The sequence below is a fragment of the Streptomyces sp. NPDC048258 genome (genome assembly GCF_043201995.1).
In the GTDB taxonomy this organism is placed as follows: domain Bacteria; phylum Actinomycetota; class Actinomycetes; order Streptomycetales; family Streptomycetaceae; genus Streptomyces.
The window spans coordinates 353,897-368,427 of record NZ_JBICZH010000002.1 but is presented as its reverse complement, the minus strand read 5'-3'; the positions used below and the strand labels follow the sequence as shown (position 1 = coordinate 368,427).

Sequence of the window (14,531 nt, the reverse complement as noted above, 5' to 3'; positions counted from 1 at the left end):
ACTTCTTAGGTAGAGTTCAGTCATGGAGACCATGGAGACCGAGACGGCCACACGCTGGCTGACCGACGCCGAGCAGTGCGCCTGGCGCACCCACCTGGACGTCAGCAGACTGCTGATGCACCAGCTGGAAAAGGACCTCCAGCCCTTCGGTCTCACCAACAACGACTACGAGATCCTCGTGAACCTCTCGGAGTCGCCGGAACACCGGATGCGGATGAGCGATCTCGCGACCGCCACCCTGCAGTCCAAGAGCCGGCTGTCCCACCAGATCACGCGCATGGAGGCGGCGGGCATGGTCCGCCGTGTGAACTGCGAGTCCGACCGCCGTGGTCTGTTCGCGGTGCTCACGGACGAGGGCATGGAGACGATGCGCAAGGTCGCCCCGCACCACGTGGCGTCCGTCCGCCGGCACTTCATCGACCTGCTGCCGCCCGAGGCCCTGGCGGCGCTGCGCGAATCGCTGAGCCCGGTGGCGGAGCACCTGCGGGGCAACCGCGGCAAGGCCTGACGCCGGCCGGCGCCCGATCCGGGGTGCCGTCCCCGGCGGCAGCCCGGAGAATGGGTGGTAACGCTCGCTCGCCGGCCGCCCGCCGGGCAACCGCAAGCGCATGGCCGGCCTGAGGAGGTCAGCCATGCACTGCAAGCACCAGGCGTACATCTCGTCGGCCGCGGCCGTGGCCCTGATGATCGGGGGCCCGGTGGCGGCCGCCGCCGCGAACACCGCCGACGCGGCGAGATCCGCCCCCGCGGCCGCGGCGGCCCGCTCCGACATGGACGCCGAGGGGGCAGCCGCCGCCGCGCTGAAGAAGTACCCCGGTGTCGTGGAGTCCCTCGACAAGGACGACGCCGTCTGGCACGTCGACATCATCGGCAAGAACGGCAAGCACGCGGAACTGACGGTCGACACCCGCAGCGGCAAGGTGTTCACCGAGAACGCGGACGACGACAGCGACGGCAGCGGCGGGAACAAGGCGCTGCTCTCCGCGAAGGTCACCGCCCAGCAGGCGATGAAGGCAGCCCTCGCCGCCCACCCCGGCCAGGTCTCGTCGGTGGAGTGGGACGACGATGACGACAACGGCGCCCGCTACTGGAACGTCGAGATCAAGTCCGGCGACAAGTCCACCGACGTGCACGTCGACCCCACGTCGGGGAAGGCGACGGTGTCGCAGTCGGACTCGGACTCGGACGACAACGGCTGACACCCACCCACCGGCCCGCGGGATCTGATGCGGACCGGATCCGGCGCCCCTAGACTGGCGAGCGCCCGGATTACCCCGATCTTCGAGGGAGTGGCTCATGGCCAAGCGCGGCAACAAGAAGCGAGCACGCAAGAAGAAGAAGGCGAACCACGGCAAGCGTCCCAACGCCTGACCGGTCCGCCCCACAGACGCACGAGAGCCGCGCCCCGGACGAACGGGGCGCGGCTCTCGCGTACGGCGTAAGGGCGCAGGGCGTACGAACGACCCCTCAGGCCTCCGTCAGCGTCTCCAGGAGGACGTCGGCGGCCGCGTACGGGTCCAGCTCGCCCCCGGCCACCCGGGCCGCCAGCGCTTCGAGCCGGGCGTTCCCGTGCAGATCGGCCATCCGGGCCCGCAGGGCCGTCACCGCGATCGTCTCCACCTCGTGCGCGGCCCGCGCCGTACGCCGCTCGGCCAGCACCCCCCGCTCGTCCATCCACGCGTGGTGCTTCTCCAGCGCCTCGACCAGTTCGTCGATGCCCTGTGCCCGCGCGGCGACGGTCTTGATGATCGGCGGACGCCAGTCCCCCGGCCCGCGGGACTCGCCCAGGCCCAGCATGTGGTTCAGCTCCCGGGCGGTGGCGTCGGCCCCGTCGCGGTCGGCCTTGTTCACCACGTACACGTCGCCGATCTCCAGGATCCCCGCCTTCGCGGCCTGGATCCCGTCGCCCATCCCGGGCGCCAGCAGCACCACCGAGGTGTCCGCCTGCGCGGCGATCTCCACCTCCGACTGCCCGACCCCGACCGTCTCGACCAGGATCACCTCGCAGCCGGCCGCGTCCAGCACCCGGATCGCCTGCGGGGCGGCCCAGGCGAGACCGCCCAGGTGGCCGCGGGTGGCCATGGATCGGATGTAGACCCCCGGGTCGGAGGCGTGGTCCGACATCCGCACCCGGTCGCCGAGCAGCGCCCCGCCGGAGAACGGCGAGGACGGGTCGACGGCGAGGACGCCGACCCGCTTCCCGGCCTTCCGGTACGCCGACACGAGCGCCGAGGTCGAGGTCGACTTGCCGACGCCCGGCGACCCCGTCAGCCCCACCACGTACGCGTTGCCGGTGAGCGGGGCCAGCGCCGCCATCACCTCGCGCAACTGCGGGGACGCCCCCTCCACCAGCGAGATCAGCCGGGCCACCGCTCTCGGCCGGCCCTCACGGGCCTGGGCCACCAGCTGGGGGACGTCCACCGCCGTCATACGTGCTGCGCTCCTCGGGTTCTCGTACGGGTACGGGCGGGTGCTGGACCCTCGCTACGCCTTGGGCACGCGGACGATCAGGGCGTCGCCCTGGCCGCCGCCGCCGCACAGCGCGGCCGCGCCGACCCCGCCGCCGCGGCGCTTGAGCTCCAGCGCCAGGTGCAGCACCACGCGGGCGCCGGACATGCCGATCGGGTGCCCCAGGGCGATGGCGCCACCGTTGACGTTCACCTTTTCCGGGGTCACGCCGAGGTCCTTCATTGACTGCACGGCGACCGCCGCGAAGGCCTCGTTGATCTCGATGAGGTCCAGGTCGGCGACCTCCAGGCCCTCCTTCTTCAGGGCGTGCTGGATGGCGTTCGACGGCTGCGACTGCAGCGAGTTGTCGGGGCCGGCCACGTTGCCGTGGGCGCCGATCTCGGCGAGCCACTCCAGGCCCAGCTCCTCGGCCTTCGCCTTGCTCATCACGACCACGGCGGCCGCGCCGTCGCTGATCTGCGAGGAGGTGCCGGCCGTGATGGTGCCGTCCTTGGCGAAGGCCGGGCGCAGCTTGCCCAGGGACTCCGCCGTGGTCTCCGGGCGGATGCCCTCGTCCTTCGAGAACACGACCGGCTCGCCCTTGCGCTGCGGGATCTCGACCGGGGTGATCTCGGCCTCGAAGACGCCGTTCTTCTGCGCGGCCGCGGCCCGCTGGTGCGAGGCGGCGGCGAACTCGTCCTGCGGGGCGCGCTCGATGCCCAGGCGGGTGTTGTGCTTCTCGGTGGACTCGCCCATCGCGATGTTCTCGAACGCGTCGGTGAGACCGTCGTAGGCCATCGCGTCGAGCATCTCGACGGCGCCGTACTTGTAGCCCTCGCGCGACTTGGGCAGCAGGTGCGGGGCGTTCGTCATGGACTCCTGGCCGCCGGCGACCACGATGTCGAACTCGCCGGCGCGGATCAGCTGGTCGGCGAGCGCGATCGCGTCCAGCCCGGAGAGGCACACCTTGTTGATGGTCAGGGCGGGCACGTTCATCGGAATGCCGCCCTTGACCGCGGCCTGGCGGGCGGGAATCTGGCCCGCACCGGCCTGGAGCACCTGCCCCATGATCACGTACTGCACCTGGTCGCCGGAGATTCCGGCCCGGTCCAGCGCGGACTTGATGGCGAAGCCGCCGAGGTCGGCACCCGAGAAGGACTTCAGCGAGCCGAGCAGCCGCCCCATGGGCGTGCGGGCCCCGGCGACGATCACTGAGGTGGTGTTGTTCGATCCGGACATGAGGCACAGCCCCTTGAGGATGAGGAGTGAACGAGGGTTTACCTGAATGTACTGAGCGGTACCCGCGCCGTCACCGGGCTGCCGGTGTGATCGCTGGCACGTTGCGTAACCACCCTCTTCGGCAGTGCACTGGTCCCATGCTGACAAGGATCGACCACATCGGGATCGCCTGCTTCGACCTGGACAAGACCGTCGAGTTCTACCGTGCCACGTACGGGTTCGAGGTCTTCCACACCGAGGTCAACGAGGAGCAGGGCGTCCGCGAGGCCATGCTCAAGATCAACGAGACGTCGGACGGCGGCGCCTCCTACCTCCAGCTGCTGGAGCCCACCCGCGAGGACTCCGCGGTGGGCAAGTGGCTGGCGAAGAACGGCGAGGGGGTCCACCACATCGCCTTCGGCACCGAGGACGTCCAGGGCGACTCGGAGGCCATCCGCGGCAAGGGCGTCCGCGTCCTCTACGACCAGCCCCGGACCGGCTCCATGGGCTCCTCGATCACCTTCCTGCACCCCAAGGACTGCCACGGAGTCCTCACCGAACTGGTCACCTCCAACCCCGAGCACTGATGGACCACTGATGGCCCGTTTCCCCGGCCGGTAGAGTGGCCATGGCTCGGCCGGGGTTCGGTGCGGAGACGGGGGTCGGGGCCTGTGACCCCTGCCCCGGTATCTGACACCATTCCCCCGGGGGCGTCGTTCAGCGGGCGAGCGATGCTCATTTGGGAGTGAGCTTGCGACCAGGGGACGGATGGGACCGCGCTGTGCGGGGCTACGAAAGCCAGGAGAGCCATCAGGCCGAGGCCGACCATCTCTCGCGCTTCGAGGCCGAGATGGAGCGGCTGAAGAAGGAGCGCGGGAAGGCCGTCCAGCACGCTGAGGACCTGGGATACCAGGTCGAGGTGCTGCGCGCCAAGCTCCACGAGGTACGCCGCAGTCTGGCGTCCCGCCCCGCCTACGACGGCGCGGACATGGGATACCAGGCGGAGCAGCTGCTCCGCAATGCCCAGATCCAGGCCGACCAGATGCGCTCCGACGCCGAGCGCGAGCTGCGCGACGCCCGGGCGCAGACCCAGCGCATCCTCCAGGAGCACGCCGAGCACCAGTCGCGCCTCCAGGCCGAACTGCACGCCGAGGCCGTCAACCGCCGCCAGCGGCTGGACCAGGAGCTCAACGAGCGCCGCCAGACCGTCGAGGCGCACGTCAACGAGAACGTGGCCTGGGCCGAGCAGCTGCGCGCCCGTACCGAGTCCCAGGCGCGCCGGCTCATGGAGGAGTCCCGCGCCGAGGCCGAGCAGTCGCTGAACGCCGCCCGCGCCGAGGCCGCCCGGGTCGCCGAGGAGACCCGGCGCCGGATGGCCGCCGACGCCGAGGCCGCCCGCACGGAGGCCGAGGCCACCCTGCTGCGCGCCCGCAAGGAGGCCGAGCGGCTGCTGACCGCCGCCTCCGCGCAGGCGCAGGAGGCCACCGAGCACGCCGAGCGGCTGCGCTCCACCACCTCCGCCGAGGCGGAGCAGACCCGGCAGCAGACCCTCGACCTCGGCCGCGTGGCCGAGCAGCGCGTCCAGGAGGCCGACGGAGCGCTGCGCGAGGCACGCGCCGCCGCCGAGAAGGTGCTCGCGGAGGCCAAGGAGAGCGCCGCCCGGCAGCTCTCCTCGGCGGAGTCCGTCAACGAGCAGCGCACCCGTACCGCCAAGGAGCAGGTCGCCCGGCTGGTCGGCGAGGCCACCAAGGAGGCCGAGGCCCTCAAGGCGGAGGCCGAGCAGTCCCTGGCCGACGCCCGCGCGGAGGCCGAGCGGCTGCGCACCGAGGCCGGCGAGCAGGCCCGTACGGCCGCGGCCGAGGACACGGCGGCGCAGCTGGCGAAGGCCGCCCGCACCGCCGAGGACGTACTGAACAAGGCCTCGGAGGACGCCCGGGCCACCACCAAGGCCGCGTCCGAGGAGGCCGAGCGGATCCGCCGCGAGGCCGAGGCGGAGGCCGAGCGGCTGCGCCTGCAGGCGGCGGCCACGGCCGATGAGCTCAAGGGCGCCGCGAAGGACGACACCGAGGAGTACCGGGCCCGTACGGTCGAACTCCAGGAGGAGGCCCGGCGGCTGCGCGGCGAGGCCGAGCAGCTGCGCGCGGAGGCCGTCGCCGAGGGCGAGCGGATCCGCGGCGAGGCCCGCCGCGAGGCGGTCCAGCAGATCGAGGAGGCGGCCAAGACCGCCGAGGAACTCCTCGGCAAGGCCAAGGCGGACGCGGACGAGCTGCGCGGCGGGGCCAACGCCGAGAGCGAGCGGGTCCGCGCCGAGGCCGTCGAGCGGGCCACCACCCTGCGCCGGCAGGCCGAGGAGACCCTGGAGCGGACCCGCGCCGAGGCGGAGCGGCTGCGCGCCGACGCCGAGGAGCAGGCGGAAGCCGTACGGGCCGAGGCGGACGCGGCGGCTCTCGCCCGGCGCGCGGAGACCGAGCAGGCCATCGCCGCGAAGCGGGCGGAGGCCGACGAGGAACTCGTACGGCTGCACACGGAAGCCGAGAACCGGCTGGGCACGGCCGAGCAGACGCTGCGCGACGCCCGCTCCGCGGCCGAGAACATCCGCCGGGAGACCGGCGAGGAGACCGACCGGCTGCGTGCCGAGTCGGCGGAGCGGATCCGGACCCTCCAGGCGCAGACGGAGGCCGAGGCCGACCAGCTGCGCACCGACGCGGCGCAGGACGCCGGCCGGGTGCGCGCGGAGGCCGAGCAGGCCGCCGTACGGCTGACCGGCGAGGCCGAGGCCGAGGCCGAACGGGTGCGCTCCGAGGCGCAGGAGACCGCGGACCGGCTGCGTGCCGAGGCGAAGGCGGCGGCCGAGCGGGTCGCCGCGGAGGCCGCGGAGGCGCTGGCCGCCGCGCAGGAGGAGGCCGCCCGGCGCCGCCGGGAGTCCGAGGAGACCCTGGCGTCGGCGCGGACCGACGCGGAGAACGAGCGGGCCCAGGCCCGGGAGCAGAGCGAGGAACTGCTGGCGCAGGCCCGCAAGCGCTCCGAGGAGGCGCAGGCCGAGGCCGTCTGGCTGACCGAGGAGGCCGAGCGGCGCGCGTCCGAGGTCGTGGCGGCGGCGGAGGCCACCGCCCAGCAGGTACGGGACTCCGTGGCCGGGCTGCACGAGCAGGCCGAGGAGGAGGTCGCCGGACTGCGCAGCGCGGCCGAGCACGCGGCGGAGCGCACCCGGACCGAGGCCGAGGAAGAGGCCGGCCGGGTCCGCGGCGACGCGTACGCGGAGCGGGAGCGGGCCACCGAGGACGCCAACCGGATCCGCACCGAGGCGCGCGCCGAGACGGACGCGGCGAAGGCGCTGGCCGAGCGGACGGTCGGCGACGCGATCGCCGAGGCCGAGCAGCTGCGCGGCGACACGGCCGAGTACGCGCAGCGGGTGCGGACCGAGGCCACGGACGCGCTGGCGGCGGCCGAGCGGGACGCCGCCCGTACCCGGGCGGATGCCCGCGACGACGCGAACCGCATCCGCGGCGAGGCGGCGGAGGCCCTGGAGGCCTCGCGCGCCGAGGGTGCCCGGATCACGGCCGAGGCGACGGCGGAGGCCGAGCGGCTCACCGAGGAGACCCTGGCGGCGAACGCGGCCACGGTCGGCGAGGCGACCGCCGAGGCCGAGCGGATCACCGCCGAGGCGGCAACCGCGGCGGAGGCCACCCGCGCCGAGGCGGCGCGCACGCTGGACGAGGCGCGCGCCGAGGCCGATCGGCTCAGCGAGGAGACCCGGGCGGCGAACGCCGCGACGGTCGGCGAGGCGACGGCGAAGGCCGAGCGGCTCACCAGGCAGGCGGCGGACACGCTGGCCGCGGCCGAGCGGGACGCGGCGAGGGTGCTGGTCGACGCCCGTACCGAGGGCGACCGGCTGGTCGACGAGACCCGCGCGGCCAACGAACTCACGGTCGGCGAGGCCGCCGCGGATGCCGAGCGGCTGCGCGCCGAGGCGGCGCGGACCCTGGACGACGCCCGCGCGGAGGGCGGCCGGATCATCGGCGAGGCCACCGCGGAGGCGGACCGCGTCACGGTCGCGGCGAACGAGACCCTGGCGAGCGCCGAGCGGGAGTCCGAGCAGACGCTGGACGAGGCGCGCGCCGAGGCCAACCGGCTGCGGACCGAGGCCGCCGAGCAGGCGGACCGGCTCATCACCGAGGCCGCGTCGGAGGCGGACAAGCTCACCGCCGAGACCCGCAAGGCGAACGACCGCACGGTCGGCGAGGCAGCGAACGAGGCCGAGCGGCTGCGTGCGGAGGCGTCCGAGGCGCTGTCCTCGGCGCAGGAGCACGCGACGCGGACCCGGTCGGAGGCCGAGCGGGTCAAGGCGGAGGCGGCGACCGAGGCCGAGCGCATCCGTACGGAGGCCCGTACGGAGTCCGAGCGGCTGCTGGACGAGGCCCGCGAGGAGGCCAACAAGCGCCGCAGCGAGGCCGCGGAGCAGGTCGACCGGCTCATCACCGAGGCCGCGTCGGAGGCCGACAAGCTCACCGCCGAGGCGGGCAAGCAGGCGCTGGCCGCCACCACGGCCGCCGAGGAGCAGGCCGACGCGATGGTCGACGCGGCCCGCAAGGAGGCCGCGCGGATCACCTCGGAGGCGACCGTGGAGGGCAACTCCCTGGTGGAGAAGGCCCGTACGGACGCGGACGAGCTGCTGGTCGGGGCGCGTACGGACGCGTCGGCCATAAGGGAGCGGGCGGAGGAGCTGCGCGGCCGCGTCGAGGCGGAGGTCGAGGAGCTGCACGAGCGGGCCCGCCGGGAGTCGGCCGAGCAGATGAAGTCGGCCGGCGAGCGCGTGGACAAGCTGGTGCGGGCGGCGACCGAGCAGAGCGTCGAGGCCGAGGCGAAGGCCAAGGCGCTGGTGTCGGACGCGAGCAGCGAGGCGAGCAAGGTGCGCATCGCCGCGGTGCGCAAGGCCGAGGCGCTGCTGAAGGAGGCCGAGCAGAAGAAGGCCGAGCTGGCCCGCGAGGCCGAGAGGGCCCTCGCGGAAGCGAAGGCGGAGGCCGAACGGCTCGTCGAGGAAGGCCGTCGTGAGCTGGAGGTCCTGGTGCGTCGGCGCGAGGACATCCAGGCGGAGATCTCCCGTGTCCAGGACGTTCTTGAGGCGTTGGAATCATTCGAGGCGCCTTCGGGTGGCGGAAAGCCCGCGGTCGGCGGCCAGGGCGCGGGGGGCGTGAAGGCCGGCGCGGCAGCGGGTTCCACTCGATCGGGTGGGAAGTCGTCGGAGGGGTAGTCAGCGTGCGGATTGTGTGGTCCTGATGAAGGTTCAGGCGAACGAGTGACAAGCATTCTGTCGCCTTGCCACTCAAAAGGGGTGTCATTGTCCAGATCAAACGTGGATTGACTCGATGACACGCCGCCCTGGCGCCTAGGATTCCCCTTAACACCTCACGTAGCACCTCATCGGTCTCATTCGACAGGAACCCCATGAGCGACACTTCCTCCCCCTTCGGCTTCGAGCTCGTGCGGCGTGGTTACGACCGCGGTCAGGTGGACGACCGCATTACCAAGCTGGTCTCCGACCGCGACAGCGCCCTTGGACGTATCAACTCTCTGGAAAAGCGGATCGAGGAGCTGCACCTCGAGACGCAGAACGCCCAGGCCCAGGTGAACGACGCCGAGCCGTCGTACGCCGGCCTCGGCGCCCGGGTCGAGAAGATCCTGCGCCTGGCCGAGGAGGAGGCGAAGGACCTGCGCGAGGAGGCCCGTCGCGCGGCCGAGCAGCACCGTGAGCTGGCCGAGTCGGCTGCCCAGCAGGTGCGCAACGACGCCGAGTCGTTCGCCGCCGACCGCAAGTCGAAGGCGGAGGACGAGGGCGTCCGCATCGTCGAGAAGGCCAAGGGCGACGCCTCCACCCTGCGCGCCGAGGCCCAGAAGGACGCGGCCTCCAAGCGCGAGGAGGCCGACGCCCTGTTCGAGGAGACCCGCGCCAAGGCCGCCCAGGCCGCCGCGGACTTCGAGACCAACCTGGCCAAGCGCCGTGAGCAGTCCGAGCGCGACCTGGCCTCGCGTCAGGCCAAGGCCGAGAAGCGCCTCGCGGAGATCGAGCACCGCGCCGAGCAGCTGCGCCTGGAGGCCGAGAAGCTGCGTACGGACGCCGAGCGCCGTGCCCGTCAGACCGTGGAGACCGCGCAGCGCCAGGCCGAGGACATCGTGGCCGACGCCAACGCCAAGGCGGACCGTATCCGCAGCGAGTCCGAGCGCGAGCTGGCGGCGCTCACGAACCGCCGCGACTCCATCAACGCGCAGCTGACCAACGTCCGCGAGATGCTGGCGACGCTGACCGGTGCGGCCGTCGCGGCGGCCAACCCGATCGTCGACGACGAGCCGGTCTCGCGCGGGGTCCCGGCGCAGCAGAGCCGCTAGCAGCGCCTTCGGAGGGCCGGCGTCTACTCGCTGGTAGCGAAACGGGCATGTGAGGGCCGTATGTCACCTGTTTGAGGTGGCGTGCGGCCCTTCGGCGTTCTAGCGTGGCCCGCATGATCGAGCTTGAGGGCCTTACGAAACGATTCGGCGCGAAGACCGCCGTGGACAACCTCAGCTTCCAGGTCAGACCGGGGGTGGTGACGGGCTTCCTCGGCCCCAACGGGGCGGGGAAGTCCACGACCATGCGTATGATGCTCGACCTCGACAACCCGACCAGCGGTACGGTCCGGATCGACGGGAAGCACTACCGGGACCTGCCGGAGCCGCTGAAGTACATCGGGGCACTGCTGGACGCGAAAGCGATGAACGGTGGCCGAACTGCATACAACAACCTTCTCTGCCTTGCCCAGTCGAACCGGATCCCGCAACGCCGGGTCGCCGAGGTACTGGACCTGGTCGGCCTGACGGCCGTCGCGAAGAAGAAGTCGAAAGGATTTTCGCTGGGAATGGGCCAGCGGCTGGGAATCGCCTGTGCGCTGCTCGGTGATCCCCAAATCCTGATGTTCGACGAACCCGTCAATGGTCTGGACCCGGAGGGAATTCTCTGGATCAGGAATCTCATGAAGGGGCTGGCGTCGGAGGGAAGGACGATCTTCGTCTCCTCCCACCTCATGAGCGAAATGGCCCTGACGGCGGACCATTTGGTCGTCATCGGTCAGGGAAAGCTGCTGGCAGACCTGTCGATGGCCGATTTCATCCACCAGAACTCGCGGAGTTACGTCCGGCTGCGCTCGCCCCAGCAGGAGCGGCTCAAGGACGTCCTGCACGAGGCGGGCATCGACGCCATCAGCGTGCCGGCCACCGGCGCGCTGGAGATCGACGGCGTGGGCCCGGAGCGGCTCGGCGAGCTGGCCGCCCAGCACCAGATCGTGCTGCACGAACTCAGCCCGCAACGGGCTTCACTGGAGGAAGCGTTCATGCGCATGACGGCGGACTCCGTCGAGTACCACGCCCACGCGCCGGGCGTCCTGGGGGCACCCGTGCCGCCCGTCCCGGCCGTCGGCACGGCGCCGTTCGACAACCCCGCCCGGCCGGCCGACGTCCCCGCCTGGGGCGCCGGCTACGAGGCGACGCGCAAGGGTGGCGAGTGACCATGGCCTTCTCCGCCGTCCTCCAGTCCGAGTGGACCAAGATCCGCACGGTCGCCTCCACCGCCTGGACCCTCGCCACCGCGTGGCTGGTCACCGTCGCCATGGGTGCCGGACTGTGCGCCGTGGTCAACGCGACCTTCGAAGACTTGCCCAAGGACCAGCAGTTCACGTTCGACGCCACACAGATGAGCTTCTCCGGGATGCTCTTCGGCCAGGTGGGGATTCTCATCTTCGGGTCGATGGTGGTCGGCAGCGAGTACAGCACCGGCATGATCCGTACCTCCCTCGCAGCCGTGCCCCGCCGCGCCAACCTGCTGCTCGGGAAGGTCACCGTGGCGACCGCCCTGACCCTCGTGGTGGGCCTGGCCACGGGCTTCGTGTCCTTCTTCCTCGGGCAGGCCCTCCTCGGCGACCACAGCATCGGGCTGGACGGGGAGAACGTGCTGCGCGCGGTGATCGGCGTCGGCCTGTACATGGCGCTGCTCGCCCTGTTCGCCATCGGGGCGTCGATGATGCTGCGGAACACGGCCGCGTCGATCGCGATCCTGATCACCTTCATCGTGGTCCTGCCCATCGTCCTCAGCGTCGTCGACGCCACCCGCAAGATCGCCTACTACCTGCCGAACCAGGCCGGTGCCGCGATCATGCAGACCGTGTCGGCGTCCCCGAGCAGCTCGGACGTGCCCTACGGGCCGTGGGGCGGTCTCGGGATCATGGCGCTGTGGGCGCTCGCCGCGGTGATCGGCGGCTACCTCGTCCTCAAGAAGAGGGACGCCTGACGTACTACGGGATATACCCGGGTCGGACTCAGGGGCAGCTCAGGGATCCGGCCCGGGACGGAACCGTAGGAGACTCGATATCCTCTTAACCCTTACGCGGGCGAGAGTCGTCCCGGCCTGGTAAGGGGCAGCAAGATGATCGAGGCAGTCGGCCTGACCAAGCGCTTCGGCGCCAAGACCGCCGTCGACCAGCTGTCGTTCCAGGTCAGGCCAGGTCACGTGACTGGTTTCCTGGGGCCCAACGGCTCCGGGAAATCCACCACGATGCGCATGATCGTCGGTCTCGACCGGCCCACTTCCGGTCATGTCACGATCAACGGCCTCCCCTTCCGGGAGCTGCCGAACGCCCAGCGGCACGTCGGTGCCCTGCTCGACGCCAAGGCCGTGCACGGCGGCCGCCGGGCCCGTACCCACCTGCTCTCGATCGCCCAGCTCTCCGGGATCCCGGAGAGGCGGGTGGACGAGGTGCTGGCCGTGGTCGGCCTCCAGGACGTCGCCCGGCAGCGTACGAAGGGCTTCTCGCTCGGCATGGGCCAGCGGCTCGGCATCGCCACCGCGCTGCTCGGGGACCCCCAGGTGCTCCTGTTCGACGAGCCGGTCAACGGGCTGGACCCGGAGGGGATCCTCTGGGTCCGCAATCTCATGCGGCGGCTCGCCGCCGAGGGCCGTACCGTCCTCGTCTCCTCGCACCTGATGAGCGAGATGGCGCTGACCGCCGACCACCTGATCGTGATCGGCCGGGGACGGTTGCTGGCCGACATGGGCACCCAGGAGTTCATCACGCACAACTCGGCCGGATTCGCTCGGGTACGCGCGGCCGACACTGATCCAGATGGCTGGGACACGCTGGGTGCGACCCTCACCAAGGCGGGCGGCCGGGTCCTCCAGGAGCCCGACGGAGCACTGCGCGTGACCGGGCTGGAGCTCCCCCGCATCTCGGACCTCGCGCACGAGGCCGGCGTACGGCTGTGGGAGCTCTCGCCGCACCGGGCCTCGCTGGAGGAGGCCTACATGCGGATGACCCAGTCCTCCCTGGAGTACACCTCCACCGACGACCCGCGGGCCGAGCTGTGGGAGCCGGAGCCGCTGACCGTCCCGGCCTGGGAGGACGGGCCGGCCGCCCCGGAGATCCCCCGGACGGGGTTCTTCGCGCCCCCGCCGCCCGGAGCGGGCGGCAGGCCCTTCCTGATGCCGGACAGCCCCGGCGAGCTCGCCCAGGCCGCCCAGAACGACCCCGAGGAAGCCCGATGACCCCGCCGACGACCGCGGACCAGCCGAAGAGCTACAGCTCGCCGCTGCCGACACCGCGGCCGCACCTGGGACACGCACTGGCCTCGGAGTGGACCAAGCTGGTCTCGGTCCGCTCCACGCTGTGGACGCTCGGCTCGCTCGTGCTGATCGTCGTCGGCGCCGGGCTGCTGTTCGTCGTGCAGACCCGGGACCAGGACTACGTGGGCATCTCCTTCACCACGCCCGCCCTCTTCGGCCTGCTGATCGGGCAGCTCGCGGTGATCGTCCTCGGCGTCCTGACGATCACCTCGGAGCACGCCACCGGACTGGTGCGGACCACCTTCACCGCCGCCCCGGAGCGGCACCGGGTGCTCACCGCGAAGTACCTCGTCTTCAGCATCACGGCCTTCCTCGTCACCGCCGGGTCGGTCTTCCTGGTCGGCCTGGCCGCGGCGCTCGTGCACAACGGCTCCGCCGCCGGACCGCACGCGGCCTCCGAGTGGTTCGGCGCCCTGGCCGGCGTCCTCTACGTCACCCTGCTCGGCGTGCTCGCGCTCGCCGTCGGCGCGCTGGTGCGGCATTCCGCCGGGGCGATCGCCGTGATGCTGGGCGTCGTCACGCTGCCGCCGGTGATAGGCGGGATGCTCAGCGCCTGGGAAACGGCCGCCCCCGTGGGACGGTTGATCCTCCAGTACAACGCTCCGGTGGCCCTGATGCAGCTGTTCGGGATGTCGGAGACCGGCTCGGAGAGCACCCCGGTGCCCGGCGGCCTCGCGCACATGACGCTCATCGTGCTGGTCGCGGGCGGCGCGGTGGCGGCCTCGTACGTGATGGTCGGCCGCCGGGACGTGTGAACCGGCTCTGGGACAGGACCCGGGACGGGGCGGGGCCTAGTACCTGGGTGCGTTACGGGACCGCTGCACCTTCGAGGTGCGGCGGTCCTTCGCGTTCCAGCAGGCCTTGTGCCAGTGCCGCCGGTCGTCCACGCCGCCGTACTCCGGCCAGGCCACCAGGTGCGGGGTGCCCGAGGGGATCTCCTGGTCGCAGCCCGGGCAGCGGTAGCGCTTGCCCGCGGCGCTCGCGCCCGCGACGTGCCGGACCTTCCACTCCTCGCCCTGGTACTCCTCCGTGCGCTCCAACCCGTAGCGGTCGAGGCCGGTGCTGGGGCGTTCGTCCGGAGTCTCGCCGCCCCTGGGGCGGTTGTGGCGCGGTGACACGTATACCTCACGGATGGGCGGACGGCAGTGACTTTCCCCCAGACTACGCGCAGCGAGGCCGGGTACCCGCAGGGTGGCTACCGGAGCCAGGCCCCGCGAAGAGG

At 72.0% G+C, this 14,531-nt stretch carries 13 protein-coding genes; 10 read left to right on the top strand and 3 right to left on the bottom strand.

Annotated elements, in window-relative coordinates:
* The first annotated feature begins 31 nt into the window (after positions 1–31).
* The 3 genes from ACGFYQ_RS05870 (at position 32) to ACGFYQ_RS05860 (ending at position 1,371) form a co-directional block, all read left to right on the top strand.
* Positions 32–508: a MarR family winged helix-turn-helix transcriptional regulator gene (locus ACGFYQ_RS05870; RefSeq protein ID WP_393740913.1), complete on the top strand. Its 477-nt coding sequence runs from the start codon at positions 32–34 to the stop codon at positions 506–508.
* Positions 509–632: 124 nt separating this feature from the next.
* Entirely contained in the window at positions 633–1,199 is a 567-nt protein-coding gene (locus ACGFYQ_RS05865; RefSeq protein WP_393740347.1) for a PepSY domain-containing protein, read from the top strand.
* Positions 1,200–1,296: 97 nt separating this feature from the next.
* Complete coding sequence (locus ACGFYQ_RS05860; RefSeq protein ID WP_099895366.1) at positions 1,297–1,371, top strand: 50S ribosomal protein bL37; 75 nt, start codon at positions 1,297–1,299, stop codon at positions 1,369–1,371.
* A gap of 96 nt (positions 1,372–1,467) precedes the next feature.
* Here ACGFYQ_RS05860 and meaB read toward each other — a convergent pair whose 3' ends face one another.
* Positions 1,468–2,430 (bottom strand): methylmalonyl Co-A mutase-associated GTPase MeaB, encoded by a 963-nt coding sequence (gene meaB / locus ACGFYQ_RS05855; protein ID WP_393740345.1) that lies wholly within the window; start codon positions 2,428–2,430, stop codon positions 1,468–1,470.
* Positions 2,431–2,484: 54 nt separating this feature from the next.
* The gene (locus ACGFYQ_RS05850; protein ID WP_393740343.1) at positions 2,485–3,687 is read right to left on the bottom strand and encodes an acetyl-CoA C-acetyltransferase; all 1,203 of its coding nucleotides are present in this window, start codon (positions 3,685–3,687) and stop codon (positions 2,485–2,487) included.
* A gap of 137 nt (positions 3,688–3,824) precedes the next feature.
* On the opposite strand from ACGFYQ_RS05850, the gene mce reads away from it, so the two are divergent.
* The 7 genes from mce (at position 3,825) to ACGFYQ_RS05815 (ending at position 14,064) form a co-directional block, all read left to right on the top strand.
* The gene (gene mce, locus ACGFYQ_RS05845) at positions 3,825–4,253 is read left to right on the top strand and encodes a methylmalonyl-CoA epimerase (RefSeq protein WP_215020519.1); all 429 of its coding nucleotides are present in this window, start codon (positions 3,825–3,827) and stop codon (positions 4,251–4,253) included.
* 194 nt (positions 4,254–4,447) lie between these two features.
* Positions 4,448–8,917, top strand: a complete 4,470-nt coding sequence (scy, locus tag ACGFYQ_RS05840; protein WP_393740341.1) for a polarized growth protein Scy — start codon at positions 4,448–4,450, stop codon at positions 8,915–8,917.
* A gap of 194 nt (positions 8,918–9,111) precedes the next feature.
* A complete protein-coding gene (locus ACGFYQ_RS05835; protein WP_030708181.1) occupies positions 9,112–10,050 on the top strand; it encodes a cellulose-binding protein in 939 nt (312 codons plus the stop codon).
* A gap of 113 nt (positions 10,051–10,163) precedes the next feature.
* Positions 10,164–11,201 (top strand): ABC transporter ATP-binding protein, encoded by a 1,038-nt coding sequence (locus ACGFYQ_RS05830; protein ID WP_393740338.1) that lies wholly within the window; start codon positions 10,164–10,166, stop codon positions 11,199–11,201.
* 2 nt (positions 11,202–11,203) lie between these two features.
* A complete protein-coding gene (locus ACGFYQ_RS05825; RefSeq protein ID WP_393740336.1) occupies positions 11,204–11,980 on the top strand; it encodes an ABC transporter permease subunit in 777 nt (258 codons plus the stop codon).
* 135 nt (positions 11,981–12,115) lie between these two features.
* Positions 12,116–13,231 carry an ABC transporter ATP-binding protein gene (locus tag ACGFYQ_RS05820; RefSeq protein ID WP_393740334.1) on the top strand — a complete coding sequence of 372 codons (1,116 nt, stop codon included), beginning with the start codon at positions 12,116–12,118 and terminating at the stop codon, positions 13,229–13,231.
* Positions 13,228–14,064, top strand: coding sequence for an ABC transporter permease (locus ACGFYQ_RS05815; RefSeq protein WP_393740332.1), 837 nt, complete (start codon positions 13,228–13,230; stop codon positions 14,062–14,064). Before ACGFYQ_RS05820 ends, ACGFYQ_RS05815 begins: the two co-directional genes overlap by 4 nt.
* Before the next feature lie 36 nt (positions 14,065–14,100).
* On the opposite strand, the gene ACGFYQ_RS05810 is transcribed toward ACGFYQ_RS05815, so the two are convergent.
* Entirely contained in the window at positions 14,101–14,427 is a 327-nt protein-coding gene (locus ACGFYQ_RS05810) for an ATP/GTP-binding protein (protein ID WP_150517804.1), read from the bottom strand.
* Positions 14,428–14,531: the final 104 nt, after the last annotated feature.

Coding starts and splice junctions, on each gene's coding strand:
- ACGFYQ_RS05870 (WP_393740913.1), top strand. CDS start 32: ATGGAGACCGAGACGGCCACACGCTGGCTGACCGACGCCGAGCAGTGC.
- ACGFYQ_RS05865 (WP_393740347.1), top strand. CDS start 633: ATGCACTGCAAGCACCAGGCGTACATCTCGTCGGCCGCGGCCGTGGCC.
- meaB (WP_393740345.1), bottom strand. CDS start 2,430: ATGACGGCGGTGGACGTCCCCCAGCTGGTGGCCCAGGCCCGTGAGGGC.
- ACGFYQ_RS05850 (WP_393740343.1), bottom strand. CDS start 3,687: ATGTCCGGATCGAACAACACCACCTCAGTGATCGTCGCCGGGGCCCGC.
- mce (WP_215020519.1), top strand. CDS start 3,825: ATGCTGACAAGGATCGACCACATCGGGATCGCCTGCTTCGACCTGGAC.
- ACGFYQ_RS05835 (WP_030708181.1), top strand. CDS start 9,112: ATGAGCGACACTTCCTCCCCCTTCGGCTTCGAGCTCGTGCGGCGTGGT.
- ACGFYQ_RS05830 (WP_393740338.1), top strand. CDS start 10,164: ATGATCGAGCTTGAGGGCCTTACGAAACGATTCGGCGCGAAGACCGCC.
- ACGFYQ_RS05825 (WP_393740336.1), top strand. CDS start 11,204: ATGGCCTTCTCCGCCGTCCTCCAGTCCGAGTGGACCAAGATCCGCACG.
- ACGFYQ_RS05820 (WP_393740334.1), top strand. CDS start 12,116: ATGATCGAGGCAGTCGGCCTGACCAAGCGCTTCGGCGCCAAGACCGCC.
- ACGFYQ_RS05815 (WP_393740332.1), top strand. CDS start 13,228: ATGACCCCGCCGACGACCGCGGACCAGCCGAAGAGCTACAGCTCGCCG.